The sequence below is a fragment of the Salipiger thiooxidans genome (assembly GCF_900102075.1).
In the GTDB taxonomy this organism is placed as follows: domain Bacteria; phylum Pseudomonadota; class Alphaproteobacteria; order Rhodobacterales; family Rhodobacteraceae; genus Salipiger; species Salipiger thiooxidans.
Genome location: NZ_FNAV01000002.1, coordinates 66,667 through 93,547, shown reverse-complemented (window position 1 = coordinate 93,547; position 26,881 = coordinate 66,667). Strand labels below are relative to the sequence as shown.

Annotated in this window: 24 protein-coding genes; 12 read left to right on the top strand and 12 right to left on the bottom strand. The window is 68.6% G+C overall.

The genetic code is table 11. From position 1 onward, the window contains the following. Positions 1-91 precede the first annotated feature (91 nt). Positions 92-982 (bottom strand): LysR substrate-binding domain-containing protein, encoded by an 891-nt coding sequence (locus BLQ77_RS02710; RefSeq protein WP_008886016.1) that lies wholly within the window; start codon positions 980-982, stop codon positions 92-94. 138 nt (positions 983-1,120) lie between these two features. On the opposite strand from BLQ77_RS02710, the gene BLQ77_RS02705 reads away from it, so the two are divergent. Next, positions 1,121-2,341 (top strand): acyl-CoA dehydrogenase, encoded by a 1,221-nt coding sequence (locus tag BLQ77_RS02705; protein ID WP_008885142.1) that lies wholly within the window; start codon positions 1,121-1,123, stop codon positions 2,339-2,341. Positions 2,342-2,500: 159 nt separating this feature from the next. Here the strand turns inward: BLQ77_RS02705 and trhA are convergent, their stop codons facing one another. From trhA to BLQ77_RS02660, 8 genes are all read right to left on the bottom strand, one after another. Then, entirely contained in the window at positions 2,501-3,142 is a 642-nt protein-coding gene (gene trhA / locus BLQ77_RS02700) for a PAQR family membrane homeostasis protein TrhA (RefSeq protein WP_089955087.1), read from the bottom strand. Positions 3,143-3,531: 389 nt separating this feature from the next. Next, positions 3,532-5,730, bottom strand: coding sequence for a 3-hydroxyacyl-CoA dehydrogenase NAD-binding domain-containing protein (locus BLQ77_RS02695; RefSeq protein ID WP_089955084.1), 2,199 nt, complete (start codon positions 5,728-5,730; stop codon positions 3,532-3,534). 15 nt (positions 5,731-5,745) lie between these two features. Beyond that, the gene (locus tag BLQ77_RS02690) at positions 5,746-6,957 is read right to left on the bottom strand and encodes an acetyl-CoA C-acetyltransferase (protein ID WP_089955082.1); all 1,212 of its coding nucleotides are present in this window, start codon (positions 6,955-6,957) and stop codon (positions 5,746-5,748) included. Positions 6,958-6,982: 25 nt separating this feature from the next. Then, positions 6,983-7,621, bottom strand: coding sequence for a glutathione S-transferase family protein (locus BLQ77_RS02685; protein WP_089955079.1), 639 nt, complete (start codon positions 7,619-7,621; stop codon positions 6,983-6,985). A gap of 713 nt (positions 7,622-8,334) precedes the next feature. Beyond that, positions 8,335-9,089 (bottom strand): IS5 family transposase gene (locus BLQ77_RS02675; protein ID WP_375360194.1). Its coding sequence is split into 2 segments (ribosomal slippage): positions 8,335-8,753 and positions 8,753-9,089, totalling 756 coding nucleotides; the frame shifts between segments, so codons are not numbered across the junction. Positions 9,090-9,273: 184 nt separating this feature from the next. Next, complete coding sequence (locus tag BLQ77_RS02670; RefSeq protein WP_089955071.1) at positions 9,274-11,052, bottom strand: acyl-CoA dehydrogenase C-terminal domain-containing protein; 1,779 nt, start codon at positions 11,050-11,052, stop codon at positions 9,274-9,276. 32 nt (positions 11,053-11,084) lie between these two features. Then, positions 11,085-11,483, bottom strand: coding sequence for a MerR family transcriptional regulator (locus BLQ77_RS02665; RefSeq protein WP_089955067.1), 399 nt, complete (start codon positions 11,481-11,483; stop codon positions 11,085-11,087). 313 nt (positions 11,484-11,796) lie between these two features. Then, positions 11,797-12,168 (bottom strand): MerR family transcriptional regulator, encoded by a 372-nt coding sequence (locus BLQ77_RS02660; RefSeq protein ID WP_008885354.1) that lies wholly within the window; start codon positions 12,166-12,168, stop codon positions 11,797-11,799. 129 nt (positions 12,169-12,297) lie between these two features. On the opposite strand from BLQ77_RS02660, the gene BLQ77_RS02655 reads away from it, so the two are divergent. The 9 genes from BLQ77_RS02655 to BLQ77_RS02615 all read left to right on the top strand — a co-directional run bounded on the left by BLQ77_RS02655 (position 12,298) and on the right by BLQ77_RS02615 (position 21,581). Next, on the top strand, positions 12,298-12,723 hold the full coding sequence (locus tag BLQ77_RS02655; protein ID WP_008886295.1) for a PaaI family thioesterase: 426 nt from the start codon (positions 12,298-12,300) through the stop codon (positions 12,721-12,723). After that, a complete protein-coding gene (locus BLQ77_RS02650) occupies positions 12,720-13,229 on the top strand; it encodes a PaaI family thioesterase (protein ID WP_008886041.1) in 510 nt (169 codons plus the stop codon). Before BLQ77_RS02655 ends, BLQ77_RS02650 begins: the two co-directional genes overlap by 4 nt. A 102-nt stretch (positions 13,230-13,331) precedes the next feature. Then, a complete protein-coding gene (locus BLQ77_RS02645) occupies positions 13,332-14,681 on the top strand; it encodes an MATE family efflux transporter (RefSeq protein WP_089955064.1) in 1,350 nt (449 codons plus the stop codon). A 42-nt stretch (positions 14,682-14,723) separates the two neighbouring features. Next, complete coding sequence (locus tag BLQ77_RS02640; protein ID WP_089955060.1) at positions 14,724-15,275, top strand: NADPH-dependent FMN reductase; 552 nt, start codon at positions 14,724-14,726, stop codon at positions 15,273-15,275. A gap of 512 nt (positions 15,276-15,787) precedes the next feature. Beyond that, positions 15,788-17,014, top strand: a complete 1,227-nt coding sequence (gene trpB / locus BLQ77_RS02635; RefSeq protein ID WP_008884111.1) for a tryptophan synthase subunit beta — start codon at positions 15,788-15,790, stop codon at positions 17,012-17,014. A 177-nt stretch (positions 17,015-17,191) separates the two neighbouring features. Beyond that, positions 17,192-18,613 carry a TrkH family potassium uptake protein gene (locus BLQ77_RS02630; protein ID WP_008884428.1) on the top strand — a complete coding sequence of 474 codons (1,422 nt, stop codon included), beginning with the start codon at positions 17,192-17,194 and terminating at the stop codon, positions 18,611-18,613. Positions 18,614-18,776: 163 nt separating this feature from the next. Continuing rightward, positions 18,777-19,787 carry a TRAP transporter substrate-binding protein gene (locus BLQ77_RS02625; RefSeq protein ID WP_089955057.1) on the top strand — a complete coding sequence of 337 codons (1,011 nt, stop codon included), beginning with the start codon at positions 18,777-18,779 and terminating at the stop codon, positions 19,785-19,787. Beyond that, on the top strand, positions 19,787-20,296 hold the full coding sequence (locus BLQ77_RS02620; protein WP_089955055.1) for a TRAP transporter small permease: 510 nt from the start codon (positions 19,787-19,789) through the stop codon (positions 20,294-20,296). The genes BLQ77_RS02625 and BLQ77_RS02620 overlap by 1 nt, the downstream gene beginning before the upstream one ends. Before the next feature lie 4 nt (positions 20,297-20,300). Further along, a complete protein-coding gene (locus BLQ77_RS02615; RefSeq protein ID WP_008885472.1) occupies positions 20,301-21,581 on the top strand; it encodes a TRAP transporter large permease in 1,281 nt (426 codons plus the stop codon). Here BLQ77_RS02615 and BLQ77_RS02610 read toward each other — a convergent pair. Beyond that, complete coding sequence (locus tag BLQ77_RS02610; protein ID WP_242661610.1) at positions 21,578-22,294, bottom strand: LysR substrate-binding domain-containing protein; 717 nt, start codon at positions 22,292-22,294, stop codon at positions 21,578-21,580. The genes BLQ77_RS02615 and BLQ77_RS02610 overlap by 4 nt on opposite strands. Positions 22,295-22,330: 36 nt before the next feature. Beyond that, entirely contained in the window at positions 22,331-22,480 is a 150-nt protein-coding gene (locus BLQ77_RS29220) for a LysR family transcriptional regulator (RefSeq protein WP_242661609.1), read from the bottom strand. Positions 22,481-22,680: 200 nt separating this feature from the next. Here BLQ77_RS29220 and amaB point away from each other — a divergent pair, with 200 nt between their 5' ends. After that, positions 22,681-24,201, top strand: a complete 1,521-nt coding sequence (gene amaB / locus BLQ77_RS02605) for an L-piperidine-6-carboxylate dehydrogenase (RefSeq protein ID WP_089955052.1) — start codon at positions 22,681-22,683, stop codon at positions 24,199-24,201. A 117-nt stretch (positions 24,202-24,318) separates the two neighbouring features. Here amaB and BLQ77_RS02600 read toward each other — a convergent pair whose 3' ends face one another. Continuing rightward, positions 24,319-25,599: an NAD(P)/FAD-dependent oxidoreductase gene (locus tag BLQ77_RS02600; RefSeq protein ID WP_089955049.1), complete on the bottom strand. Its 1,281-nt coding sequence runs from the start codon at positions 25,597-25,599 to the stop codon at positions 24,319-24,321. 268 nt (positions 25,600-25,867) lie between these two features. Here BLQ77_RS02600 and BLQ77_RS02595 point away from each other — a divergent pair, with 268 nt between their 5' ends. After that, positions 25,868-26,872 (top strand): HlyD family secretion protein, encoded by a 1,005-nt coding sequence (locus BLQ77_RS02595; protein ID WP_089955047.1) that lies wholly within the window; start codon positions 25,868-25,870, stop codon positions 26,870-26,872. Positions 26,873-26,881 lie beyond the last annotated feature (9 nt).

Here is a 26,881-nt window from a genome sequence, read left to right as displayed (position 1 = left end):
GTCCGCACGGTCTCCTTCCGAGTGTCCTGGTTGCGAGAAATTCACGTTTTGTGAGATTTTGCCGTGGTGCCGCCCGCGCGGCGCGTGCCCGTCAGGCAGCGATCTCGCGCAGTAGCCAGTTGCGGAACCGCTGGACGTGGGGGCTTTGGCGGGCGGGCTCGGGCAGGATCAGCGCGTAGCTCTCGCCGGTCTCGAAGCGGCGCGGCGCGGCCAGCGCAAGTGCGCCGCGGTCGAGCGCGGGCCGGGCGACGATCTCGGGCACGATGCCGATGCCGAGCCCGGCGATGGCGGCGTCGACGATCATGTCGAAGTGGTCGAGCCGGGCCCCGCGCAGGATGCGCCGCGGGTCGGTGTCGGAGCCGCGGAACCAGTCGAGCCAGAGCGTCGGGCGCGTGGACTGCTGCAGCAGCGGCAGCGCCAGCATCTCGGCGTCGCTGAGCTGCGCGCGGCCGTCGAGCAGGGCAGGGGCCGCCACCGTCACCATGGTTTCCGGCAGGATGGGCTCGGTGGTGACGCCGGGGATGTCATGCCGGCTGCGCATAATCGCAAGCTCGAAGGGTTCGCGGCCGAAATCCACCGGCAAGAGCCGCGCCGAGAGGTCGAGGCTGATCTCGGGCGCGTCGCGGGTGAAGCCGGGAAGCCGCGGGATCAGCCAGATCCGCGCGAGGCTCGGAAGCACCGCCATGCGCAGCACCGCGTCGTGCCCGCCAAAGGCCATCACGCCCATTGCCGCCTCGTCGAGCCCGGCCAGTAGATGCTCGGCACGGCCAAGGAACGCGTGGCCCGCGGGCGACAGCACCAGCCGCTGGCGCACCCGGTTGAAGAGCGCGACGCCGAGCCGGTCCTCGAGCGAGGCGAGCGAGCGCGAGATCGCGCTCTGGGTCAGGCCGAGGCTCGCGGCCGCCATCGTGGTGGTACCGCGCCGGGCGCAGGCGGTGAAGGCCTCGAGCTCGGCGACGGAGGGAATGTAGGCCTTGCGCATGGTCTCTCGCGTGCGTTTCCCGGCGGTGTCCGGGCTCACGAGTTTATGAGATAAACTCATTCCTTGCGCAAATTAATTCGTTTCCATGTGGCGCCGATCCGGCTTAGGGTTCGCGGCAAATTCGAAAGGACTCATGCTATGGCCGACGCCCCCGCTCTTCGCCCCAAGGACAACCCGGCGCTTGCCTCCTTCTCGTGGGAGGACCCGTTCCTGTTCGACGCGCAGCTCGAGGAAGACGAGCGCATGATCGCCGAGAGCGCCCGCGCCTTCGCGCAGGACAAGCTGCTGCCGCGGGTCGAACACGCCTACATGGAAGAGCAGACCGATCCCGAGATCTTTGCCGAGATGGGCGCGCAGGGCCTGCTGGGGGTCACCGTGCCCGAGCAATACGGCGGCATCGGCGCCGGATACGTGAGCTACGGGCTGGTCGCGCGCGAGGTCGAGCGGGTGGATTCGGGCTATCGCTCGATGATGTCGGTGCAGTCCTCGCTGGTGATGTACCCGATCTACGCCTATGGCTCGGAGGCGCAGCGCGAGAAGTACCTGCCGAAGCTGGCCTCGGGCGAGTGGATCGGCTGCTTCGGCCTGACCGAGCCCGATGCCGGCTCGGACCCCGCGGGCATGAAGACCCGCGCCATCAAGACCGAGGGCGGCTACCGCCTCAAGGGCGCCAAGATGTGGATCTCGAACGCGCCGATCGCCGACGTCTTCGTGGTCTGGGCCAAGTCCGAGGCGCATGGCGGCAAGATCCGCGGCTTCGTGCTCGAGAAGGGCATGAAGGGGCTGTCGGCGCCGAAGATCGGCGGCAAGCTGTCGCTTCGTGCCTCGATCACCGGCGAGATCGTCCTGGATGACGTCGAGGTCGGCGAGGAGGCGCTGCTGCCCAACGTCGAGGGGCTCAAGGGGCCGTTCGGCTGCCTCAACCGCGCGCGCTTCGGCATCGCATGGGGCGTGATGGGTGCGGCCGAGTTCTGCTGGATGCAGGCGCGCCAGTACGGGCTCGACCGCAAGCAGTTCGACAAGCCGCTGGCCGGCACGCAGCTCTACCAGAAGAAGCTCGCCGACATGCAGACCGAGATCGCGCTGGGGCTTCAGGCGGCGCTGCGCGTGGGCCGGCTCATGGACAGCGCCAAGGCGGCGCCGGAGATGATCTCGCTCATCAAGCGCAACAACTGCGGCAAGGCGCTCGACATCGCGCGCATGGCCCGTGACATGCATGGCGGCAACGGCATCCAGATCGAATATGGCGTGATGCGCCACGCGGCGAACCTCGAGACGGTGAACACCTACGAGGGTACCCACGACGTGCACGCGCTGATCCTCGGCCGGGCGCAGACCGGGCTGCAGGCGTTCTTCTGACGGCCTCTGGCGTCGGACGGGGAAGGGGGCTTCGGCCCCCTTTTTCGTTTTTGATGGGTGGGTGGCTGGTGTGGGAGGGGGCTCTGCCCCCGTCGCGCTTCGCGCGCCTCCCCCGGAGTTTATCTGGCAAGATGAAGGGCGGGGCGTGGCCCCGTCGGGTCAGCGGATCACGAGGATGATGGCGGCGTAGTGGCTGGCGGCGGCGGCCAGCACATGAGTGTGCCAGATGGCGCGGGCGTAGGGGATGCGGTTGGAGTGGTGGAAGATCGTGCCCACCGTGTAGGCTATGCCGCCCGCCACCAGCAGCACCAGCGAGTCCGCCGGCAGCCTGGTGAGGAAGGGCCAGGCGGCGAGGCCGCCGAGCCAGCCCTGCGCGAGGTAGAGCGCGAAGCCCAGCCGCGCCCAGCGATGGATCGAGCGCAGCTTGAGGCTGATCCCGATGAGCGAGATCGTCCACGAGGCGGCAGTGAGCGCCAGTCCGGCGCTGCCGCCGATGCCGAGCAGCGCCATCGGTGTGTAGGTGCCCGAGATCAGCAGGTAGATCGCCGCGTGGTCGAAGCGCCGGAGCACCGCACGGGTGGGGGCGTGGAGGGTGAGGTTGTAGGCGGCGGAGAAGGAGAAGCTCGCGATCAGGCCCACCGCGTAGGGCACCAGCGGCCAGAGCGCGCCCGAAGGTGCGGCGAGCGCGGCCCAGACGAACAGCGCCGACACAGCACCGACCGCGAAACAAAGCCCCAGGACGAGCACGACACCGTCGGCCATGTGTTCAGCGGGCGAATGGGACAGGATGTGGCGGGTCATCTTGGTGTCTTCCGGCTGTGCTCCGGGCAGCGGTTGCGAGGGTAGAAACGCGGGTGCGTTCCCATAGAGATGGGTGGGTGGGCCGCGTCGGGCGAGCGCCAGCGCGATTTTGTGATCACGCGCTGCAGGCTGCGTGATCTGGCGTGGCCACCGTCCGGCGGCGTTCGCGTGCCTCTGGCGGGGTCCCGACGGGCCGGCGGGGGCCGTGGTCGGGGGTGGTCAGGGCTGCCTGGTCGGACCTTCCCGGTCGGTGCGAGCGGGCAGTGCGAACTCGGTCACGCGACTCAGGCTAGCGGCCAAAAGTAACCGGAGCATTATGGCGGCGCGCGATGGCGCCGGGGTGTTGGAGAGGTGTCGGGCGGGGGGCGGTAACGCCCCCCGCCGCGGTGTCAGGCGGCGGCTGCCTGTGGGGCGAAGCGGTCGTAGAAGGCCTCGCCGTCCTCGGCCATCTCGCGCAGCAGCTCCGGGCAGGCGAAGCGGGGGCCGTGAGCTTCGGCCAGCGCGTCGCAGCGCTCGGCCGCGTAGGGGGCGCCGAGGATGTCGAGCCACGAGAACGGACCGCCGGACCAGGGCGCGAAGCCCCAGCCGAGGATGGCGCCCACGTCGCCCTCGCGGATGTCCTCGAGCACGCCTTCCTCGAGCGCACGCACCGCTTCCAGCGCCTGCACGAAGAGCAGACGGTGCTGCACCTCGGTCAGCGAGGGCTGCTCGTCTGCGACCGGGTATTTCGCCGCGAGACCCTCCCAGAGGCCCTGACGCTTGCCCTTGTCGTCGTAGTCGTAGAAGCCCGCGGCGGCCTTGCGGCCCATACGGCCCTCGTCGGCGAGCCAGAAGATCACCTCGTCCACGGCACCATCTGGGTAGGCGTCGCCCATGGCGGCCTTCGTGGCCCTGGCGATCTTCACCCCGAGGTCGATCGAGGTCTCGTCCACCAGCTGCAGCGGCCCCAGCGGCATGCCCACGAGCTTGGCGGCGTTCTCGATGAGCGCGGGCGACACGCCCTCGGCCACCATGCGGATGCCTTCGTTGATGTAGGGGATGATGCAGCGGTTGGCGTAGAAGAAGCGCGCGTCGTTGACCACGATGGGCGTCTTGCGGATCTGGCGCACGAAGTCGAGCGCCTTGGCCACGGCCACCTGACCGGTCTCGCGACCCTTGATGATCTCAACCAGCATCATCTTCTCGACGGGCGAGAAGAAGTGGATGCCGATGAACTGCTCGGGGCTGGACGAGGCCTTGGCGAGCTCCGTGATCGGCAGGGTCGAGGTGTTGGTGGCGAAGATGCAGTCGGGGCCCACGTGCGCGAGCACCTTCTTGGTGACCTCGGCCTTGACCTTCGGATCCTCGAACACCGCCTCCACGATCAGGTCGCAGCCCGCGAGATCGGCATAGTCGTCGGTCGCGGTGATGAGCGCGAGCGCGGCCTCCTTCTTCTCGGGGGTGGCCTTCTTGCGGGCGATGCCCTTGTCCATGTAGCCCGCGGTGTAGGCGCGGCCCTTCTCGGCGGCCTCCTTCGACTGGTCGAGCAGCACCACCTCGATCCCCGCCATGGCCGAGACCAGCGTGATGCCGGCGCCCATCATGCCGGCGCCGAGCACGCCCACCTTCTTCACCCGCTGGTCTGGGACCTGCGGCCGGTTGGCGCCCTTCTCGAGCGCTTCCTTGTTGATGAAGAGCGACCGGATCATGGCGCTCGACGACGGGTTCAGCAGCACCGAGGTGAACCAGCGCGCTTCGATCCTCAGCGCCGTGTCGAAGGGCACCAGCGCACCCTCGTAGACCGCCGAGAGCATGGCCTTGGCAGCGGGGTAGACGCCCTTGGTCTTGCCGTTGACCATGGCCGAGGCGCCGACGAAGGTCATGAAGCCCGCCGGGTGGTAGGGGGCGCCGCCGGGCATCTTGTAGCCCTTCTCGTCCCAGGGCTTCACGATGTCGGCGGGCTTGGCGTTGAGCACCCAATCCTTTGCGGCGGCGAGGGGGTCGTCGCAGACCTCGTCGATCAGCCCCGCGGCCTTGGCCTTCTTCGGATCGCTGAGCTTGCCCTCGAGTAGGAAGGGCGAGGCCGCCATGGCGCCCAGCTTGCGCGACAGCCGCGTGGTGCCGCCGGCGCCGGGGAAGATGCCGACCATGATCTCGGGCAGGCCGATCTTGGCCTTGGGGTTGTCGGCGGCAAAGATCCGGTGGCAGGCCAGCGGGATCTCGAAACCGATGCCGAGCGCGGTGCCGGGCAGCACGCAGGCGATGGGCTTGCCGCCCTTGTTCCTGTCGTCCATCGCGGCGCGCTCGATCTTCCGCAGGATGCTGTGGATCTGCATGATCCCGGCGAAGATGCTGGATGCCGGATCGTCACCGCCGTCCTCGCGCATCTTGGCGAGCACGTTGAGATCCATGCCTCCGGCAAAGCTGCCCGCCTTGCCCGAGGTGATGACGATGCCTTTCACCGCCTCGTCGGCGAGAGCCGCGTCGATGAAGCCGTCGAGCTGGCGGAAGCCCTCGATGCTCATGACGTTCATGCTCTTGCCGGGGGTGTCCCAGGTGATGATTGCGACGCCGTCGGCGCCGGTCTCCATGGTGAAGTCTGTGGTCATGTCGGTGCCTCCCCCTTACACGCGCTCGATGATCGTGGCGGCGCCCATGCCGGACGCGATGCAGAGCGTGGCGAGCCCCACCTCCTTGTCCGAACGCTCGAGCTCGTCGAGCAGGGTGCCGATGATGATGGCCCCGGTGGCGCCCAGCGGGTGGCCCATGGCGATGGAGCCGCCGTTCACGTTGACCTTCGAGTGGTCGACGTCGAAGCGCTGCATGAAGCGCAGCACCACGCTGGCGAAGGCCTCGTTGACCTCGAAGAGGTCGATGTCCGAGATCGCCATGCCGTTGTCGGCGAGGATCTTCTCGGTCACGGGAACAGGGCCGGTGAGCATGATGGTGGGATCGGTGCCGATCTTGGCGGTGGCGCGGATGCGGGCGCGGGGCTTCAGGCCGCGCGCCTCGCCGAATTCCTTGCTGCCGATGAGCACGGCGGCGGCGCCGTCGACGATGCCCGAGGAATTGCCCGCGTGGTGGATGTGCTCGATCCTCTCGAGATGCGGGTACTTCATCAGCGCGAGCTGGTCGAAGCCGGGCATGACCTCGCCCATCTCCTTGAACGAGGGCTTGAGCGCGCCCAGCGACTGCATGTCGGTGCCGGGGCGCATGTATTCGTCCCGGTCGAGGATCGCGACGCCATTCTGGTCGCGTACGGTGATCACCGATTTGTCGAAGCGGCCCGCCTCCCAGGCGGCGGCGGCGCGGCGCTGGCTTTCCACCGCCAGCGCGTCGGCGTCGTCGCGGCTGAAGCCGTACTCGGTGGCGATGATGTCGGCCGAGATGCCCTGCGGCACGAAATAGACCTTCATGGCAAGGCTCGGGTCGACGGCGATCGCCGCCCCGTCGGAGCCCATGGCGACGCGACCCATCATCTCGACGCCTCCGGCTATGTAGGCGTCACCTGCACCGGCCCTGACCTGGTTGGCGGCGAGGTTCACCGCCTCCATGCCCGAGGCGCAGAAGCGGTTGATCGAAAGCCCCGGGATGCGCTCGTCGAGATCCGAGGCCAGCACGGCGGAGCGCGCGAGGCAGCCGCCCTGTTCGCCGACCTGGGTGACGTTGCCCCAGATCACGTCCTCGACCGCGTGGCCGTCGAGATCGTTGCGCTCCTTCAAGGCGTTCAGGGTCAGCGCCGAAAGCCGCAGCGAGGTCACCTCGTGCAGGGCGCCGTCCTTGCGGCCCTTGCCCCGCGGCGTGCGGATGGCGTCGTAGATATAGGCGTCGGTCATCGTGTCTCCTCCGTCTTGCCTGATGTCACGCCCGGTCCGCAGGGGAGCCGGGCATCAGGTCGTATGGGTGTTTCCATCCGTCCAGCGCCTCGATGTTCGAGAGCCAGCGGTCGATATGGGGCCAGTCGGCGCGGGTGAAGCCGAAGGGCTCGGGATAGAACAGGTAGCCGCAGCACGAGAAATCGGCGTTGGTCGGGGCCGCGCCCACGATCCAGTCGCGGCCGTCGAGATGCCCGTTCAGGACGTCGTAGGCGGCCTTGAGGCGGCCCTGCATGAAGGGGATCACCGCCTCCGGGCGCTTGTCCTCGGGCAGGAAGTTCATCAGGAAGCGCGTCATTCCGGCCTGGCTCGAGAGCTTGTGGTTGTCCCAGAACACCCAGCGCATCACCTCGCGCGCCTCCTCGGGCGTGGCGCCGCCGAACTTGCCGCTCTTCTCGGCGACATACATCTGGATGACGCCCGACTGTGTGAGCCTCACCTCGCCGTCGACGAGCACCGGGGCTTCGCCCATTTCGTTGACCGTCGAGCGGTATTCCGTTGTGCGCGTCTCGCCGTTGAAGAAGTCCACCTTCACCGGCTCCCAGTCGAGACCGGAAAGCTCGAGCGGCAGTGCCGCCTTGTAGGCATTGCCGGATTCGCCGAAGCAGTAGAGCTTGATCGTCATGAGGATATCCCTGTCGTTGCGCGTGTGGCGGAGGCCGGAGTGGGGGCTTCGCGCCCCCACACCCCCGCGGAGTTTAGGGGCAAGATGAAGCCATGGGTCGCGCTTAACGTCATCTTAAGCAAGCTGCCTCTAAGGTTTCGTTGCGTCGCAGACTGGAGAGTTGAGCGGCGTGCAAGGTGAAGCTCTCCCGCGCGCCTGCGTTCCGCCAAGCGGTCGGGCGCGCGGGAGAGTGGACCGAGTGCAGCCCGACCTGCAGGCCTACCCGGGTTCGATGTGCGGTCCTGCAACTTCATCTTGCCCCTAAACTCCACGGGGGTCCGGGGGTGTGAAACCCCCGGTCCTTCGGTTCGGGCCTGGTACCGCGCCCGGAGGGTCTCGAACCAGTCACATCCCGCCGTCCTGCCACACGAGTCCCGCCATGTGACGCCCGCTCTTCAGAGCTTCCGACGGTCGACATTCCACTCGCGTCGCGCGCCCCTTCTGCAGCGCCAGACCCCGGAGCCGGACGGCTCCGCCGCATGCCTTCTGCGGAGCCGCCGGGTCCCAGCGCCTGCGCGCCTCCATTTCCGAGTTGAAGAGCCGCAGCCGGCGCCCCGGCAGGTCCGTGTCGGTCACGCTGTCGAAGCTCTCGATGAGAAAGGACAGCGCCTCGCCCTGGTCGAGACCCGCCTGTGCCGCGAAGCGCTTCAGCCCGCGCTAGGGTTCAGACTCAATCAGGTCCACCATATGACGATGGCGGCGAGTGCGATTGCGGATTCGAAGTTGATGGCGAGCTTGTCGTAGCGTGTGGCGATGCGCCTCCAGTCCTTGAGGCGGCAGAAGGCGCGCTCGATGAGATTTCTGTCGCGGTAGGCTTCGGTGTCGTAGGGGATGGGGGCCTTGCGCGATCTGGTCGAGGGGATGACAGCCTCTGTTTGGGTCGCCGCGAGACGGTCACGCAGGCTGTTGGCGTCGTAGCCCTTGTCGGCCAGAAGCCGGGCTGGCGCGGGGCATTTGTCCAGAAGCGCGGGGGCTTCAGATATGTCGGCGTGGTTTCCGGGGCTGAGCGTGAATGCCACGGCCCGCCCGCAACCGTCTGTCAGGGCGTGGATTTTGGTGGTTGGCCCCCCACGCGAGCGCCCGATGGCCTGAACTTTCGCCCCCCTTTTCCGCCATGGGCGGAGCGGTGGGCGCGCACGGCGGTGCTGTCGATGCTCAATTCGTCCGGCAGTTCCGCCTGCGCCGCAAGGGTCGCGAAGATGCGTCCCCAGAGGCCGCGATGGCTCCATCGGTTGAAGCGGTTGTAGATCGTCGTCGACGGGCCATAGGCGGCCGGGCAATCCTCCCAGCGGCAGCCGATCCGCAGCACATGAATGATACCGCTGATAACGCGGCGATCATCCACCCGCCGAGCGCCAGGTTGGTTCTTGGGCAAAAGCGGCTCGATCGCCGCCCAGGCCCGATCCGAAAGCCAAAATCCCACCGTCATGCCCAACTCCCTTGTGACCAACACGAAGTGAATCAGGCGGATGACTGTAAATCAATACGTTGATTGGGTTTGGAGCCTAGCAGTCCTCGGTCACCGCGACGGAGAAGCGGCGGGTGAGGAGGAGGCGTTTCGGCACGCGCGGGCTCCATGGCCGCGGGGTGGGCAGTCGGGCCCACCGAAGGCCTCAGAACGCCTCGGCGTCGAGCGCCATGACCGGCTCCGCCCCGCTCTCGATCCGTGCGAGATGGGTCTTCGTCGCCGGCAGCTGCCGCGCCATGTAGTAGCGCCCGGTGGCGAGCTTGGCGTTCAGGAACGCCTTGTCGCCGCCCGTCTCCAGCGCCGCCGTCGCAGCCAGCGCCATGCGGGAGTGCATGAACCCGAGGCAGACGTGGCCGAAGAGATGCATGAAATCGTAGGAGCCCGACAGCGCGTCGTTGGGGTTCTTCATGCCCTTTTGCATGAAGAACATGCCCGCCGCCTGAAGGTCCTTTGAAGCGGCCTTCAACGGCTCGAGGAACTGGGCATCGAAGGCCTCGTCCTGGCCCTTGTTCTCGGCGATGAAGCGCTTCACCATATCGAAGAAGGCCATGACATGCTTGCCGCCGTCCGCCGCCAGCTTGCGGCCCACGAGGTCGAGCGACTGGATGCCGTTGGTGCCCTCGTAGATCATTGTGATCCGCGCATCGCGCACGAACTGCTCGAGCCCCCATTCGCGGGTGAAGCCCGATCCGCCCAGCGTCTGCTGCGCCAGCACGCAGGTCTCGAAGCCCTTGTCGGTCAGGAAGCCCTTGATCACCGGCGTCAGCAGCGAGATCAGCCCCTCGGCGTCCGGGTCCTCGGCGCGGTGGGCCTTGTCGATCAGCATGGCGCCCCAGTAGACGAAGGCGCGGGCGCCCTCGGTGATGGATTTCTGGTCCATCAGGTTCCGCCGCACGTCCGGGTGTACCATGATGGTGTCCGCCGGCGCCTCGGGCATCTGGGTACCGGTCACGGCCCGTCCCTGCTGGCGCTCTCTGGCGAAGCCGAGCGCGTTCTCGTAGGCCACGGCGCCCTGCGCGAAGCCCTGCAGGCCCACGCCGAGACGCGCCTCGTTCATCATGGTGAACATCGCCCGCATGCCCTTGTGCGCCTCGCCCACGAGGAAGCCGGTGGCGCCGTCGTAGTTCATCACGCAGGTGGCGTTGCCGTGGATTCCCATCTTCTTTTCGAGCCCGCCGCAGGACAGGCTGTTGCGCGCGCCCGGCGAGCCGTCCTCGTTCACCATGAACTTCGGCACGATGAAGAGCGATATGCCCTTCACACCCTCGGGGCCGCCGGGGATCTTGGCCAGTACGAGGTGGATTATGTTGTCGACCATGTCGTGCTCCCCGGCCGAGATCCAGATCTTGGAGCCGGTGATGCGGTAGCTGCCGTCCTCCTGCGGCTCGGCCCTGGTCTTGATAAGCCCGAGGTCGGTGCCGCAGTGGGGTTCGGTCAGGTTCATCGTCCCGCCCCACTCGCAGCTCACCATCTTCGGCAGGTAGGTGGCCTTCTGCTCCTCCGAGCCATGCGCATGGATCGCGTTGTAGGCGCCATGGGTCAGGCCCTGGTACATGTTGAAGGCCATGTTGGCCGAGGAGAACATCTCGCCCACCGCCGTGGACATCAGGTAGGGCAGGCCCTGGCCGCCGTACTCCGGATCGCAGTCGAGCGCGGTCCAGCCGCCGTCGCGCATCTGGTCGAAGGCGTCCTTGAACCCTTCCGGCGTGCGCACCACCCCGTTCTCGAGCACGCAGCCCTGCTCGTCGCCGACGCGGTTGAGCGGCGCCAGCACGTTCTCGGCAAGCTTCGCGGCCTCCTCGAGGATCGCGCCCGTGGTGTCGCGATCGAGTTCCTCGTAGCCGGGGATGCCGGCCTCGCTGATCGCGAGCACGTCGTGCAGCACGAACTGCATGTCCTTCACGGGGGCGGTGTACGTCGGCATGTATTCTCCTCCTAAGATGCCGGGCTGCCTTGTCAGCTGGCCCTTTTCTGCTGCAGCTGGGACAGCATGCGCTCGCCCCAGGCGAGCTGTTCCTTCAGGTCGTCGATCGCCGCGTTCAGCTCGTCGCGCTCGCGTTCGAGGTCGGCAAGCCGGCCCTGGGCGATCTCGTAGGTGCGGGCGATCTGCGTGTGCTGCTGGTCACCCATGTCGTAGAGGTCGAGCAGCTGGCGGATCTCTTCCAGGCGGAAGCCGAAGCGCTTGCCGCGCAGGATCAGCTTGAGCCGCGCCCGGTCGCGCCGGGTGAAGAGCCGCTTCTGGCCCTCGCGGATCGGGAAGAGCAGCTCCTTCTGCTCGTAAAAGCGCAGAGTCCGGGGCGTGACTTCGAAGAGGTCGCACATCTCGCGGATTGTCATCAGTTGCTCGTCGCTCATTGGTCTGGATAGCCTCACGTTGCGTTAATGTGCCGCGTGAGGTGCGCTTTCGACCCCAGTCTTACAATGGTGAATTTCGGCCGCGTAACTCGGACGCTACGTCATTTTCAAGTTGACGTAACTTCCTTTCACGTCACCCGCATGATTTCGGAAAATTCTTTCCCGGTGACGGCGTCGTCAGGGCAGGTACAGGGCCACGCCAAGGCCCTTCCGGGCCCGACGGAGCCCGGCCACGACCGGTCGAATCGTTCGAAATTCGCAACAATCGGCCCGCGCGGGGTCCTGCAAGCGCTTTGAAAAAGGTCCGGAGAGGTCAGAGTTCGACGGTCTTCGCGATCTCGTCTCGCAGCGATTTGAGCTCGTCCATCGCCTCGTCGAGCTGCCGGCGCTGCTCGTCCAGCTCCAGCATCTGGCGGTCGGCCATCTCGACCCAGGCGCGCATCTGGGCCTCGTTGCCCTCCTGCTCGCGCATCTCCAGCCACTTCCGGATGTCCTCGAGCTGGAAGCCGAACTTGCGGCCGCGCAGGATGAGCTTCATCCGGGCCACCTCGCGCGCGCCGTAGAACCGCTGGCGGCCCTGGCGCTCGGGGGCGAGCAGCTCGATATACTCGTAATACCGCAGGGTGCGCGGCGTCACGTCGAAGCGCGCACACATCTCCTTGAAGCTGATGCGGGTGTCGGTCATCCGCTCCTCCTTGCTCTTGCAGCAAAACCTAGTCCGGCGCGGGACCCAGGGCAAGGCGGGGCGGTGTCGCGCCCTTGCGGTGGCGCGGCCGCGCCCGCATAAAGGCCCGAGCAAGCAAGGAGATGCGCCATGTGCGCCGACAAGGCCGAGATCGCCCGCAGTTTCATCCAGCTGATCCCGCAGGCGCGGGCGCTGAACATGGAGATCGTCGAAATCGGCAACGGCGTCGCGGTGATCCGCATGCCCTATGACCCGGCCCTGATCGGCGATCCCGACACCGGGGTGATTCACGGCGGCGCGGTCTCGACGCTGATGGATACCTGCGGCGGGGCGGCGACCATGTCGCACCCCTCGAACCCGGGCGGCACCGCCACCATCAGCCTGCGCATAGACTACCTGCGCGGCGCGGTGCCGGGGCAGGCGATCACCGCGCGGGCGGAGTGCCACCACGTCACCCGCTCGGTGGCTTTCGTGCGCGCCACCGCCCATGACGACGACCCCGACAACCCCGTGGCGACCGCCACCGGCACCTTCACCGTGGAGCGCCGCCCATGAACCGCCGCCGTCCCGAACCGATGCAGGTGGTCAAGCAGCGCCGCGACGCCGCGCTCTGCGCTCTGGCGAGCCGGGTGCCCTACACCCGCTTCCTCGACATCACATTCGACCGCCGCGGCGACGAACTGACGGGCGTACTGAACTTCGACGAAAAGCTCATCGGCAACCCGCAGCTCCCGGCGCTGCACGGCGGCGTCACCGCGGCCTTCCTCGAGGTGACGGCGATCATCTCGCTGAGCTGGGCGATGCTCTGGGAGGATGTCGAATCCGGTACCCTGACCCTCGACGCGCTCGAGGCCGGGCAGCTGCCGCGGATGCCCAAGACCATCGACTTCACCGTGGACTACCTGCGCTCGGGGCTGCCGCGCGATGCCTATGCCCGCGCCCATGTCACCCGCTCGGGCCGCCGCTACGCCAGCGTCCGGGCCGAGGCCTGGCAGGACAACCACGACCGCCCCATCGCCCAGGCCCACGCCCATTTCCTGATGCCCCGCAAGGAGGGCTGACGCCCGCGCCACGCCCCGCTTCATCTTGCCATACAAACTCCGGGGGAGTCCGCGGCACGCGGACGGGGGCAGCGCCCCCTCCCGGTCTCCACCAAGGTTCCCATGTCCCATCCGCCGCAGGCCCTCACGCATTCCCGTGTCCTGAAGATCGCTCTGCCGATCCTGCTGTCGAACGTGACGATCCCGATTCTCGGCGCGGTTGACACCGGCGTCGTGGGCCAGATCCCGGCGCCCGAGCCCATCGCCGCGGTGGGCATCGGTGCCATCGTGCTCTCGGCGATCTACTGGGTCTTCGGCTTCCTGCGCATGGGCACGGTCGGGCTCACGGCGCAGGCAGCGGGAGCGGGGGACCGCAACGAGGTCGCCGCCCTGCTCACCCGCGCCCTGATGATCGGGCTCGCCGGCGGGGTGCTCCTGATCGCGGCGCAATGGCTGATCTTCACCGTGGCTTTCGCGGTCTCGCCCGCCTCGGCCGAGGTCGAGGCGCTGGCCCGCGACTACATGCGCATCCGAATTTGGTCGGCGCCCGCCGCCATCGCCATCTACGGCATCACCGGCTGGCTCATCGCGCAGGAACGCACCCGAGGCGTCTTCGTCCTGCAGCTCTGGATGAACGGAATCAACGTGGGGCTCGACCTGCTCTTCGTGCTGCATCTCGGCTGGGGCGTGAGCGGCGTCGCCATCGCAACCTTCCTCGCCGAATGGTCCGGTCTCGCCATGGGGCTCTGGCTTTGCCGCGAGACCCTGCGGGCGCCGGCGGCACGGGCCTGGGCGCGGGTCTTCGACGCGGTGCGGCTCAGGCGCATGGCGGCGGTCAACGGCGACATCCTCGTACGCTCGATGCTGCTCGAGACGGTCTTCGTCTCCTTCATGCTGATCGGCGGCGGCTTCGGCGACGTGACGCTGGCCGCGAACCAGGTGCTGCTGCAGTTCCTGATGATCACCGGCCACGCGCTCGACGGCTTTGCCTTCGCCGCCGAGGCCCTCGTCGGCCGCGCCTTCGGGGCGGGGCAGGTGACCCAGCTCCGGCGCGGCGCGCTGCTGACGAGCCTCTGGGCCGCTGCCATCGCCTGCGTCATGGCGGTGGCGTTCTGGAGCTTCGGGCCGTGGCTCGTCGATGTCATGGCGACCGATCCGGAGGTGCGGGCCGAGGCGCGGGTCTACCTGCCCTGGATGGTGCTGGCGCCGATCACCCAGCTCGGGCTCACCATGTTCGACGGGATCTTCATCGGCGCCACCCGCTCGCGCGACATGCGCAACATGATGATCGTGGCGACGGCGGTCTATTTCGCCGCGCTGGCGCTGCTGCTCGGGCCGCTCGGCAATCACGGGTTGTGGCTGGCCATGCAGATCTGCTTCGTGACCCGGGGGCTGACGCTGGCGCTGCGCTACCCGGCGCTGGAGCGGGCGGCAGGGGCCGGGAAGGGTGGTCCCGCGGGCCGCGCGGCCTAGCTCTGCGGCACGGGACAGGTGACAGGGACGGGAGACCTCTTCATGACCAGCATCCTCGGGTTGTCGGGCAGCCTCCGGCGCAAATCCTTCAACACCGGGGTGCTGTACGCGGCGTCGGACCTCGTCCCGGCCGGCGTCACGATCGACGCCCGCACCATCCACGGCGTGCCGCTCTACGACGCCGATCTCGAGGCCGAGGGCACGCCCGAGACGGTGCGTGCCCTGCGCGAGGCCCTGTCGGCGGCGGACGGGCTGCTGATGGTCACGCCGGAATACAACAACTCGCTGCCGGGTGTGTTCAAGAACGCCATCGACTGGATCGGCTCGGGCGAGGGCGCAAAGCTCTTCGCCGGCAAGCCGGTGGCCCTGATCGGCGCCTCGCCGGGGGGATTCGGCACGATCCTGTCGCAGAATGCCTGGCTCCCCGTCCTCCGCACGCTGGGCGCGCGACCCTGGTTCGAAGGGCGGCTGATGATCTCGAAGGCAAGCGGGCTCTTCGACGAAGACGGCCGGCTGGTGGACGAAAAGACCCGCCAGCGCCTCGCCGAGTTCGTCGCGGGCTTCGCACAGTCGATCTCGGCACACGACGCCTGAGGCTGGCAAAGCGGGGCGACCGCCTCCGGCCGCTGCCCCTCTCTGGCGGAGCGGCCTTCCGGCCGCGCAGGTCAAGTCGCCCTTGCGGGCTCCGCCCCCCCCCTGGCCGGCCTGACGCCTCCGGCATCCAGCAGGACCTGTGGATCCAACCGGCAGCACTTGCGTGACGTTGAGAACCGGGCGCGACCCGCCCCTTCATCTTGCCGGATAAACTCCGGGGGGCCCGAAGGGCGGGGGCAGAGCCCCCTCCGGTCGCGGGACTGGCTGGTGGCTCGGGACAAAAGCCCGACCGCAATGAAGAAACCGCGGGAGCAGGGGGCGCTGCCCCCGTCGCGCGCTGCGCGACTCCCCCGGAGTTTCCCGGCAAGATGAAGGGGCGGGTCGCGCGTCTGCCGGGGCGGGCGGGGTGTGGGGAACATGGGCGCAGTATTTGCGGGGTTCGGGGCAGGCGGGGCTGGTCAAGGGGCGGGTCCTTGCCGTAGAGAAGACCAACTGCGAGACGGAGAGGCGCGATGGACGATCTGTTCAATTCCTTCATGAACGGCCCCGACGAGAAGGGCCGTTTCGGCATTTACGGTGGACGCTTCGTGTCCGAGACGCTGATGCCGCTGATCCTCGATCTCGAGGCCGAGTACGAGCGCGCCAAGACCGACGCGAGCTTCTGGGCCGAGATGGACGACCTGTGGAAGCACTACGTCGGCCGGCCGTCGCCGCTCTATTTCGCCGAGCGCATGACCGAGGAGCTGGGCGGCGCCAAGATCTATCTCAAGCGCGACGAGCTGAACCACACCGGCGCGCACAAGATCAACAATGTGCTGGGCCAGATCATCCTTGCCCGCCGCATGGGCAAGACCCGGATCATCGCCGAGACCGGCGCCGGCCAGCATGGCGTGGCCACCGCCACCGTCTGCGCCAAGTTCGGGTTGAAATGCGTCGTCTACATGGGCGCCCATGACGTCGAGCGCCAGCAGCCCAACGTGTTCCGCATGCGCCTTCTGGGCGCCGAGGTGGTGCCGGTGACTTCGGGTCGCGGCACGCTCAAGGACGCGATGAACGACGCGCTGCGCGACTGGGTGACCAACGTGCGCGACACCTTCTACTGCATCGGCACCGTCGCCGGTCCGCACCCCTATCCGGCCATGGTCCGCGACTTCCAGGCGATCATCGGCAAGGAGGTGCGCTGGCAGCTTCCCGAGCAGGAGGGCGAGGGCCGTCTTCCCGACAGCGTGGTCGCGGCCATCGGCGGCGGCTCCAACGCCATGGGGCTGTTCTACCCGTTCCTCGACGACCCGTCGGTGAAGATCATCGGCGTCGAGGCCGGCGGCAAGGGCGTGGACGAGAAGATGGAGCACTGCGCCTCGCTCACCGGCGGGCGTCCGGGGGTGCTGCACGGCAACCGCACCTACCTGCTGCAGGACGACGACGGCCAGATCCTGGAGGGCTTCTCGATCTCGGCCGGTCTCGACTACCCGGGCATCGGGCCCGAGCATGCCTGGCTGCACGACACCGGCCGCGCGGAATATGTCTCGATCACCGACAAGGAGGCGCTGGAGGCGTTCCAGTTCTCGTGCCGGACCGAGGGCATCATCCCCGCGCTCGAGCCCAGCCACGCGCTGGCCCACGTGATGAAGATCGCGCCGACCCTGCCCAGGGACCACATCATCGTCATGAACATGTGCGGTCGCGGCGACAAAGACATCTTCGCGGTGGCCAAGCACCTGGGCCAGGATCTCGCCTGACACGGGCCCCGCGCCGCGCCTGATCGCGCGGCGCCAGGAGGGGCGGGGCGTTGCGGCCGGTCCCGCCTTGCCACTCCTGCGACACGCAGGGGGTTGCAGCCGGCGACGCCTTGGGGTTTTGCTGGCAACCGGGCGGGCCGGGCCGTCCGGCCTCCGGTGACGCTCCACGGATCCCGCATGAGCTTTGTCGTCTTCATCAACGGCCTGACGCTGGTCTTCTTCGCTGCCCTGATGGCGGTGGATGCGCTGGTGTTTCCCGATACCGCCGAGGTCTTCGGACTGGCCGCGGCGCTGACCGGGCTGGCCGGTGCGCTGATCAGCATCGCCGCCACCCCCTCGCGCGACGGGCTGCGGCACCTGCATGCCTTCGTTCTCACCGCTTCGACCTGGTTCGTGGCCGCCGTGGCGGGCGCCATCCCGCTCTGGATGTGGCAGCTTGCGCCGGTCGATGCGCTCTTCGAGGCGATGTCGGGGATCACCACCACCGGCTCGACGGTGATGAGCGGGCTCGACCAGACGCCGCGCGGGGTGATCCTGTGGCGGGCGCTCCTGCAGGCGGTGGGAGGTGTGGGCTTCATCGTCACCGGCATCGCGCTGCTGCCGATCCTGCGCATCGGCGGCATGCAGCTCTTCCGCACCGAGAGCTCGGACAAGGGCGAGAAGGAGATGCGCAACGCCGCGAGCTTCGCCATGGCGACGCTCGAGATCTACGTGACGCTGATCCTCGTCTGCGCGGTGGTCTACCTCGTGGGCGGGATGAGCGTCTTCGATGCCATCACCCACGCCATGACCACGCTGTCGACCGGGGGCTACTCGGGCTATGACGCCTCGTTCGGGCATTTCGACAGTGCCTTCCTGCACTGGGCCTGCACCTTCTTCATGCTGGCGGGCGCGGTGCCCTTCGCCTGGTACATCCGCGGCGTGAGCCAGCGGCGGTTCCGCAGCGAGCAGGTGGAGGCGATGCTCATCACCCTGACCGTGACGATCCTGTTCCTGTCCGCGTGGCTGGTGCTCACCAGCGACTACGGTGTGTGGGACGCGCTGCGGCTGGTGGCCTTCAACGTGGTCTCGGTCGTGACCACGACCGGCTACGCCACCACCGACTACACCGCCTGGGGCCCGCCCGCAGCGGTGGCCTTCTTCGCGCTGACCGCGGTGGGGGGCTGCACCGGCTCGACCGCGGGCGGGGCCAAGGGCATGCGCTGGATCGTCTTCGCCCGCGCCACGCTGATGCAGCTGCGGGTGATCTGGTCGCCGCACGTGGTGCAGTCGATCCGCTACGAGGGCAAGCCGATCGGGCCGGACGTTCTGGCCGGGGTGATCTCGTTCTTCGCGATCTACATGGCGACCTTCCTCGGGCTCGCGGGGATCCTGTCGCTCCTGGGGCTCGATTTCTCGACCGCGACCAGCGGAGCGCTGACGGCGCTGGCGAACGTCGGCCCGGGCGTGGGGGCCACCATCGGGCCCGCGGGCAACTTCGCCACGCTCAGCGACACGGTGAAGCTGCTGCTGCTCTTCGGCATGTACCTCGGGAGGCTCGAGATCCTGACGGTCATGGTTCTGCTCACCCCGGTGTTCTGGCGCGAGGCCACGGCCTGAGCTGCCCGCGCGCCGGTCACACTCCGGCGCCCGCGTCCGGAAATGCCGTCCGGGCCCTTGCGCCCGCCGCCGCTTTGCAGAACAGATGAACCACCGGGAGACGCCCCCGCATCCGACGCGGCGAGGCCCTGACGCCCGGAGCACAACCGACAGGGACAGGACCATGAAACAACTGCTGACCGCCACCGCCCTGGGGCTCTGCCTGGCCGGGGCCGCACAGGCCCAGACCGTGCTGACCGTCGCCAACTGGCTGCCGCCGTCGCACCCGCTGGTCAGTGAGCTCATCGTGCCGATGACAGAACAGATCGCCGAGGCCACCGGCGGCGAGGTCACCGCCACCATCCTGCCCGCGCCGCTCGGACCGCCGCAGGCGCATTTCGATTTCGCGGTGAACGGTGTCGCCGACATCACCTTCGGCGTGCAGGGCTACAACCCCGGCCGCTTCAAGACCACCAACATCGTCGAGCTGCCCTTCCTGGGCGACAGCGCCGAGGACATCTCGGTGGCCTACTGGCGCGTCTTCGACCAGATGCTGCGCGACGCGGGCGAATATGACGACGTCCACGTGCTCTCGGTGTTCAGCCACGGACCGGGCGAGGTCTTCCTGAAATCCGGCGACGTCGCCTCGCCCGAGGTGCTCGACGGCGTGAAGCTGCGCGTGGGTGGCGGCATCGTGCACGAGGTCGCGACGGCGCTTGGCGCGGTGCCGGTCGAAGGCCCGTCCTCCAAGGCCTACGAGCTGCTGAGCCAGGGCGTCGCGGACGGCATTCTCTTCCCCTACGAGTCGGTGAACTTCTTCAAGCTGATCCCGCAGCTCGACGAGGCGATCTCGGTGCCCGGCGGGCTCTACAACACCTCGTTCTACATCGTGATGAACAAGGCAAAGTGGGACAGCCTCGACCCCGAGCAACAGGACGCCATCGACACCGTCGCCGGCGAGGCGCTGGCGCGCATGGCCGGCCGGATGTGGGATGCCGCCGACGCTGCGGGCAAGGCTGCCATGGAGGGCGAGATCACCATCACCCCCGCCACCGAGGCGCAGCTTGCGGCCTGGGAAGACGCGCTGTCGCCGCTGGTGCAGGCCAAGCTCGACGAGGCCGCCGAGACCGGCATCGACGCGCAGGCGGCGTTTGAGATGCTGAAGTCCGAGATCGCCAGGGAAGCCGCGGAGTAATGTCCGAGGCGACGCCCGACGCGCCCCCGCCGCGCGGCGCCTTCGGGCTGCGCGCGGCGCTGGCCGTGCTCGGGGGCATCCTGCTCATGGCGCTGATGGGGATGACCGTCACCGACGTGATCGGGCGCTACCTTTTCAACGCCCCGCTGCGCGGGGCGACCGAGCTTACCGAGCTGCTGCTGGCGGCGGTGGTCTTCCTCGGCCTGCCAGCGGTGGCGCTGGCGGACGAGCATGTGACCGTCGACCTTGTCACCGACCGCCTGCCGCGCGCGGCGCAGCCCTGGCGGCTGGCGGCGGCGGGGCTGTTCTCGGCGGTGGTGCTGGCGGTCGTGGCGTGGCGGGTCTGGGTCTACGCGTCCCAGATCGGAGGCTACGGCGGCACCACCACCACGCTCGCCATTCCGATCGCGCCGCTGGGCTATTTCTGCGCGGTCTGCACCGGCGTCGGAGCCCTGCTGACCGCCGCCGTTCCGGCCATCGCACTGGCCCGGCACCTGAAAGGACACTGACATCATGGAAAGCTGGCCGGTCGGCATGGCCATCCTCGGCGTGCTGCTTCTCGTGGGCGTGCCGATTTCGATGGCGCTCGCAGGGGTGGGGCTCGTGGGCGTGGCCTCGATCATCGGCTGGACCCCGGCGCTGTCGCTGCTGGGCTCGGCCTTCTTCGACAACGGGCGCGACTACTCGCTCTCGGTGCTGCCGCTGTTCCTGATGATGGGCAATTTCGTGGTGCAGTCCGGCATCGCGGAAGAACTCTACAATTCCGCCTACGCCTGGCTGCGGCACCGCAAGGGCGGGCTCGCCACCGCGACGGTCATCGCCTGCGGCGCCTTCAGTTCGGTCTGCGGTTCGTCGATGGCGACGGCGGCCACCATGACCCGCATCGCGTTGCCCTCGATGCGGCGCTTCGGCTATCCCGACCGGCTGTCGACCGCCTCCATCGCCGCCGGAGGCACGCTGGGCATCCTCATCCCGCCTTCGGTGATCCTCGTGTTCTACGGGATCATGACGCAGCAGGACATCGGCAGGCTGTTCCTCGCCGGGCTCGTCCCGGGGATCATCGGCATCATCGGTTATGCCATCGCCGTGCGCATCTCGCTCGCCACGCAGAAGATCGACCTGCCGGTCGAGCCGAAGCTGCCGCTGCGCGACCGCTTCCTGGCGCTGAGGGGCACCGCCGGGGCGCTCCTGCTCTTCGTCTTCGTGATGGGCGGGATCTACCTCGGCGTCTTCACCCCGACCGAGAGCGCGGGCATGGGGGCAGGGGGCGCCTTCCTGCTGGTGCTGCTCTCGGGACGGTTCAGCCGCGAGAAGATGATCGCGGTGCTCTACGACACCATGAAGACCACCTCGATGATGTTCTTCATCCTTTTCGGCGCGCTCACCTTCACCAACTACGTCAACATGTCGGGCATGACCCGCGACATCCAGGCGGCGCTGGCGGTCTTCGGCGACACGCCGATGATGACCATCCTCGTGATGCTCTGCATCTACCTCGTGCTGGGTTGCGTGCTGGAAAGCCTGTCGATGATCATGCTCACCGTGCCGGTGTTCTACCCCATCGTGGCGGCGCAGGGCATCGACCTGATCTGGTTCGGCATCTTCGTCGTCATGGTGACCGAGATCTCCTACATCACGCCGCCGGTGGGCATGAACGCCTTCGTGCTGCGCTCGGTGGTGCCGGAGGTACGGTTGAGCACGATCTTCAGCGGCCTGATGCCCTTCGTGGCGATGGACGTGCTGCGGGTGGCGCTGCTCACCGCCTTCCCGGGGCTGGTGCTGCTGCTGACCTAGGCGCCGCGCGCCAGCGGCCGGAACGACACCTGACCGATCAGCCAGTCGCGGAAGCCCGCGGCGCCGTCGGCGCGGCCCTCGGGGGTCACGATATAATAGGCCATGTCGGTCGAGAAGGGCGCGTCGAGCGCCACCCGGAGCGTGCCCGCCGCCAGCTCCTGCTCGATGAGGTAGAGCGGCAGCAAAGCGTAACCGAGCCCCGCGCGCACCGTCTCGATGGCAAGCGCGATCTCGTCCACCCAGTGGCCCTCGTTGGCGTTCTCGAGCTCGACCCCCTGCCGCCCGAACCACTCGGACCAGAGCGCCGGGCGCTCGGCGAGGTGGATCTTGGGGCGCTCGGCCAGCGCCTCGGCGCGGGTCACGGCAGGCAGGGCGGCACCCGCGACCGGCACCACGATCTCGGAGCAGAGATAGGTGCAGCTGCCGCCCGGCCAGATCGGCTGGCCGTAGTGGATCGCAAGATCGCACTGCACCTCGTCGAAGTCGAAGATCCCGCTGCGGGTCGACAGGTCCAGCCGCAGCCCCGGATGCTGCGCGAGGTACCCCGCCAGCCGCGGCACCAGCCAGCGCTGCGCAAAGCTCGGCAGGGCGTTCACAGACAGCACCGTCTCGCCCGCGGCGCCCGCGGTGGCATGGCGCATGGTCCGCTCGGCTATGCGCAGAAGCCGCTGCACCTCGGGCAGCAGGTCCTCGCCCGCGCGCGTGAGCACCACCCGCCCGCGCAGTCTCTCGAAGAGCGGTTTGCCGAGCTACTCCTCGAGATCACGGATCTGGCGGCTGACGGCGCTTTGTGTGAGGGCGAGCTCTTCGCCCGCGCGGGTGAAGTTGCCGTGCCGCGCCGCCAGCTCGAAGGTCTGCAGGATGCGCATGTCGGGAAGAAGGCGGCGTTGCAGGATCATGGGGACGGGTCCGGGGCTGGTGTCATGCGTATCGCGCCTCCTTACCAGCTAATTCGGCCATTGGTCATGCGAATTGGGAATGGGGGCAGCCGGAATCGTCGTGCGGACCCCGGATCGCGCCCGTGCTAGGCTGCGCCCGAAGCGCGCCCCGGCGTGCCAGACGGATTCCCCACCTGGGACGCCCTGACAGGAGACAGACCATGCTCACCAAACCGCTCGACATCGTCACCCGCGACACCATGCAAGCCTGTGGCGCCACCGCCGCGCTGGACGTGGCCGGCGGCATGGCGGTGATCTCGCCGGTGACCGGCACCGCCGTCGCCAGCCTTGCCACCCACAGCGCCGGGGACGCCGCCACGGCCATCGACCTCGCCGCCAGCGCCTTCCGCACGTGGCGCATGGTGCCTGCGCCGCGCCGGGGCGAGCTGGTGCGGCTCTATGCCGAGGAACTGCGCAAATCCAAGGAAGACCTCGGCCGCATGGTCTCGATCGAGGCCGGAAAGTCGCCGTCGGAAGGCCTCGGCGAGGTGCAGGAGATGATCGACATCTGCGACTTCGCCGTCGGCCTCTCGCGCCAGCTCTACGGTCTGACCATCGCCACCGAGCGTCCCGGCCACCGCATGATGGAAACCTGGCACCCGCTGGGCGTCGTCGGCATCATCACCGCCTTCAACTTCCCCTGCGCGCCCTGGTGCTGGAACGCGGCGCTGGCGCTGGTCTGCGGCGACCCGGTGCTGTGGAAGCCTTCCGAGAAGACCCCGCTCACCGCGCTCGCCTGCCAGGCGGTGCTCGAGCGCGCCATCGCCCGCTTCGGGTCGGACGCCCCCGAGGGCCTGAGCCAGGTGCTGGTCGGCGGGCCGGAACTGGGCGAGGCGCTGACCGACAGCTCCAGGGTGGCGCTGATCTCGGCCACAGGTTCGACCCGCATGGGCCGCATCGTGGGCCCGCGCGTCGCGGCGCGCTTCGGCAAATGCATCCTCGAGCTCGGCGGCAACAACGCCGGCATCGTCTGCCCCTCGGCCGACATGGACATGGCCCTGCGCGCCATCGCCTTCGGGGCCATGGGCACCGCGGGCCAGCGCTGCACCACCATGCGCCGGCTCTTCGTGCACGAGAGCGTCTATGACCAGATCGTGCCCGCGCTGAAGAAGGCCTATGCCAGCGTCACCGTCGGCAACCCGCTCGAGACCTCGGCCCTCGTCGGCCCGCTGATCGACGCGAGCGCCTACGAGTCGATGCAGGCGGCGCTGGCCGAGGCGGCCGGGCTCGGCGGCACCGTGCATGGCGGCGGTCGAGAAGAGGTCGGCGCCGACAGCGCCTTCTACGTCCGTCCCGCCCTGGTCGAGATGCCCGAGCAGGCCGGCCCGGTGCTGCGCGAGACCTTCGCCCCCATCCTCTACGTGATGAAATACGGTGATTTCGACGAGGTGCTCGAACAGCACAACGCCGTCGGCGGCGGGCTGTCCTCGTCGATCTTCACCACCGACATGCGCGAGATGGAGCACTTCCTCTCCGCCCGCGGCAGCGACTGCGGCATCGCCAACGTCAACATCGGCACCTCGGGCGCCGAGATCGGCGGTGCCTTCGGGGGCGAGAAGGAGACCGGCGGCGGCCGTGAAAGCGGCTCGGACGCATGGCGCGCCTACATGCGCCGCGCCACCAACACCATCAACTACTCGACCGAGCTGCCGCTCGCACAGGGCGTCACCTTCGACATCTGATCCGGTCCGGATCGACTGCACCCCGGGCGCCGACCATGACCGGCGCCCGGGTTTCCATTGGCCCCAAATATCCCGGGGAGTCCGCGCCTGCGCGGACGGGGCAGAGCCCCACCGACCTCAGGCCCCCCGCGCCGACACCGCGTGGGTCAGCGTTGCCCCGAACTCGTAGTAGCGACCCTTGAGCTTTGTCAGGCATTCTTCGTGGTGCTTCACCGGAGCCATCGGCAGGCCCGAGGCGTCCTCGCGCAGCAGCGCCTGCGCTGCCGCCATGCCGAACACCGTGCCCGGCCCGATGCCGCGGCCGGAATAGCCGAAGCAGGCATAGGCGCGCGGCCCCATCTCCACGATTTTCGGGATGTGGTCCGAGGTCATCGCGATGCGCCCGCACCAGCCGTGCTCGAAGGGCAGATCGCCGATCTCGGGGAACAGCGCCCGCAGCTTGCGCCGCGCCCAGCCGGCGTGGATCGCGCCGCCGGGGCCGTCGAGATCGCCTATACCGCCGATGATCAGCCGGCCGTCCGCGTCGGTGCGGAAGGATGACATCACCAGCGCCGTATCCCAGCAGCCCTCGCCGCCGGGCAGGATGCGGTCGCGCAGGGGCTCGGGCATGGGCACGGTGGCGAACTGACCGTAATGCACCGGCACATAGGCGGGGCCGGGCGCCCCGTCGAGCCGGAGGTGATAGGCGTTGGTCGCCATCAGCAGCGCCCCCGCCCGCACCGTCCGGCCGTTGCAGCTGACCAGCCACGTATCGCCCTCGCGCGTGAGCGCCGTCACCGGGCTGTCTTCGAAAACCGCTGCACCGGCGTCGTGCGCCGCCCGGGCCAGCCCGCGGCAATAGGCCAGCGGCTGCACGGTCCCGGCGCGGGGATCGAAGAGCGCGCCATGCACGGCGGTGCTGCCGGTGCGGGCGCGGGCGGTCTCGGCGTCGAGCAGCTCCAGCGGCGCGCCTGCAGCCAACCCCTGCCGCAACCGCTCGCGCAGGTCGTCCATGCCCGCGGGGGCATGGGCGCAATGCAGCGTGCCGGCGCGGCGCGCCTCGCAGTCGATGGCCTCGCGCTCGATCAGCCCGAAGACCGTTGTGGGCGCCTCGGCCAGCCGCGCGATCAGCGCCCGCCCTGCGTCCTCGCCCAGTTCGGCGGTGATCTCCTCGGGTTTCAGCCACAGCCCGGCATTGGCGAGGCCCACGTTGCGCCCCGAGCCGCCGTAGCCGATCTCTCGCGCCTCGAGCAGCGCCACCGCGGCGCCGCCCCGCGCCGCTTCGAGCGCCGCAGAGCAGCCGGTGAAGCCGCCGCCGATCACCGCGAGATCGACGCTCAGGTCACGGTCGAGCGCGCCCGCTCCGATGGCTTCCCGGCTGCTTGCCCGCCACAGGTTCGGTTCTTGTCCCGAGGTCATGCCACGCTCTCCTTCGTGCCGCGCGAACCCGCCCGCAGCGCGACTCGCACGAGGGGCAGGTTCGTCCTTCTAGCTCTTGATATAACGTGCGTTTCCGCGCAGGAAGGGGAAAGCCGCGAACGGCCCGTGCGTCACGTCGGCGGGTCCGGCAGACGCCGTGAAAAGCGGCGGCGCGGCGCTGCGGCAAACCGGCGCTGGCCACCGCCGCAGGTTGTTCTAAACTGCCCCGTATAGTTTCCGAGTCCCGCCCACCGTCAGGAGATCGCCCGTGCCCCTCAGCCCCCGTCCGCTGCTCTTCGCCCTTGCCCTTATCGCCGCTGCGGGGCCTGTGCTGGCGCAATCCCGGTTCGAGACGCTGCTGGCCCGGTTCGGCGGTCAGGACCGCTACGAGGGCATCGCCAGCTCCAACGGCAGGATCGAGGCGCAAAGCGTTGACATTGCGACGAAATATGCCGGGCGCGTGACCGAAATCATGGCCGAGGAGGGCGAGATTGTAGACGCGGGCACGGTGCTTGCCCAGCTCGACGACCGCGAGGCGCGCGCCCAGCTTCTGGCGGCGCAGGCGACGGTGCAGCAGGCGCGGGCGAGCAAGCAGATGGCCGAGGCCAACGTCATGCAGGCGCAGAGCGCGCGCGACGTGGCCAAGACCAGTTTCGATCGGGTCGAGCGGCTCCACACCGACGGCCACGCCAGCCAGAGCGCGCTCGACGACGCCACCAATTCGCTCAACAGCGCCCGCGCGTCGCTGGCCTCGGCCGAAGCGCAGGTGGCCAATTCCGACGCCACCATTGCCGCCGCCGAGGCCGACGTGGAGCGGCTGAAGATCGCGCTCGACGACATGACCATCCGCGCGCCGATCCGGGGCCGCATCCTCTACCGCCTGCGCGAGCCGGGCGAGGTGCTGGCGGCGGGCTCGGCGGTGTTCACGCTGCTCGATCTCACCAATGTCTACATGAACATCTACCTGCCCGCGCCGGTGGTCGGGCTGCTGTCCACCAACGACGAGGCGCGCATGGTGCTCGACCCGATCTCGGACTACGTGGTGCCCGCGCGGGTGAGCTTCATCTCGCCGCAGGCGCAGTTCACCCCCAAGAGCGTCGAGACCGAGAAGGAACGCGAGGAACTGGTGTTCCGCGTCAAGCTAACGGTGCCGCGCGACCTGCTCGCGCAGTTCGAGAACATGGTGAAATCCGGCGTCCGGGGCATCGGCTTCGTGCGCTCGGACCCCGGCGCCGAGTGGCCGGCGGATCTTGCGGTGAACGTGCCCGAATAGGCGGAGCGC

What these genes read in the sequence shown, in the direction of transcription:
- trhA (WP_089955087.1), bottom strand. Translation starts at nt 3,142, where the DNA reads ATGACCCGCCACATCCTGTCCCATTCGCCCGCTGAACACATGGCCGAC.
- BLQ77_RS02710 (WP_008886016.1), bottom strand. Translation starts at nt 982, where the DNA reads ATGCGCAAGGCCTACATTCCCTCCGTCGCCGAGCTCGAGGCCTTCACC.
- BLQ77_RS02685 (WP_089955079.1), bottom strand. Translation starts at nt 7,621, where the DNA reads ATGACGATCAAGCTCTACTGCTTCGGCGAATCCGGCAATGCCTACAAG.
- BLQ77_RS02660 (WP_008885354.1), bottom strand. Translation starts at nt 12,168, where the DNA reads ATGACCGACACCCGCATCAGCTTCAAGGAGATGTGTGCGCGCTTCGAC.
- BLQ77_RS02705 (WP_008885142.1), top strand. Translation starts at nt 1,121, where the DNA reads ATGGCCGACGCCCCCGCTCTTCGCCCCAAGGACAACCCGGCGCTTGCC.
- BLQ77_RS02625 (WP_089955057.1), top strand. Translation starts at nt 18,777, where the DNA reads ATGAAACAACTGCTGACCGCCACCGCCCTGGGGCTCTGCCTGGCCGGG.
- BLQ77_RS29220 (WP_242661609.1), bottom strand. Translation starts at nt 22,480, where the DNA reads ATGATCCTGCAACGCCGCCTTCTTCCCGACATGCGCATCCTGCAGACC.
- BLQ77_RS02640 (WP_089955060.1), top strand. Translation starts at nt 14,724, where the DNA reads ATGACCAGCATCCTCGGGTTGTCGGGCAGCCTCCGGCGCAAATCCTTC.
- BLQ77_RS02670 (WP_089955071.1), bottom strand. Translation starts at nt 11,052, where the DNA reads ATGCCGACGTACACCGCCCCCGTGAAGGACATGCAGTTCGTGCTGCAC.
- trpB (WP_008884111.1), top strand. Translation starts at nt 15,788, where the DNA reads ATGGACGATCTGTTCAATTCCTTCATGAACGGCCCCGACGAGAAGGGC.
- BLQ77_RS02655 (WP_008886295.1), top strand. Translation starts at nt 12,298, where the DNA reads ATGTGCGCCGACAAGGCCGAGATCGCCCGCAGTTTCATCCAGCTGATC.
- BLQ77_RS02650 (WP_008886041.1), top strand. Translation starts at nt 12,720, where the DNA reads ATGAACCGCCGCCGTCCCGAACCGATGCAGGTGGTCAAGCAGCGCCGC.
- BLQ77_RS02645 (WP_089955064.1), top strand. Translation starts at nt 13,332, where the DNA reads ATGTCCCATCCGCCGCAGGCCCTCACGCATTCCCGTGTCCTGAAGATC.
- BLQ77_RS02620 (WP_089955055.1), top strand. Translation starts at nt 19,787, where the DNA reads ATGTCCGAGGCGACGCCCGACGCGCCCCCGCCGCGCGGCGCCTTCGGG.
- BLQ77_RS02695 (WP_089955084.1), bottom strand. Translation starts at nt 5,730, where the DNA reads ATGACCACAGACTTCACCATGGAGACCGGCGCCGACGGCGTCGCAATC.
- BLQ77_RS02615 (WP_008885472.1), top strand. Translation starts at nt 20,301, where the DNA reads ATGGAAAGCTGGCCGGTCGGCATGGCCATCCTCGGCGTGCTGCTTCTC.
- BLQ77_RS02600 (WP_089955049.1), bottom strand. Translation starts at nt 25,599, where the DNA reads ATGACCTCGGGACAAGAACCGAACCTGTGGCGGGCAAGCAGCCGGGAA.
- BLQ77_RS02665 (WP_089955067.1), bottom strand. Translation starts at nt 11,483, where the DNA reads ATGAGCGACGAGCAACTGATGACAATCCGCGAGATGTGCGACCTCTTC.
- BLQ77_RS02630 (WP_008884428.1), top strand. Translation starts at nt 17,192, where the DNA reads ATGAGCTTTGTCGTCTTCATCAACGGCCTGACGCTGGTCTTCTTCGCT.
- BLQ77_RS02690 (WP_089955082.1), bottom strand. Translation starts at nt 6,957, where the DNA reads ATGACCGACGCCTATATCTACGACGCCATCCGCACGCCGCGGGGCAAG.
- amaB (WP_089955052.1), top strand. Translation starts at nt 22,681, where the DNA reads ATGCTCACCAAACCGCTCGACATCGTCACCCGCGACACCATGCAAGCC.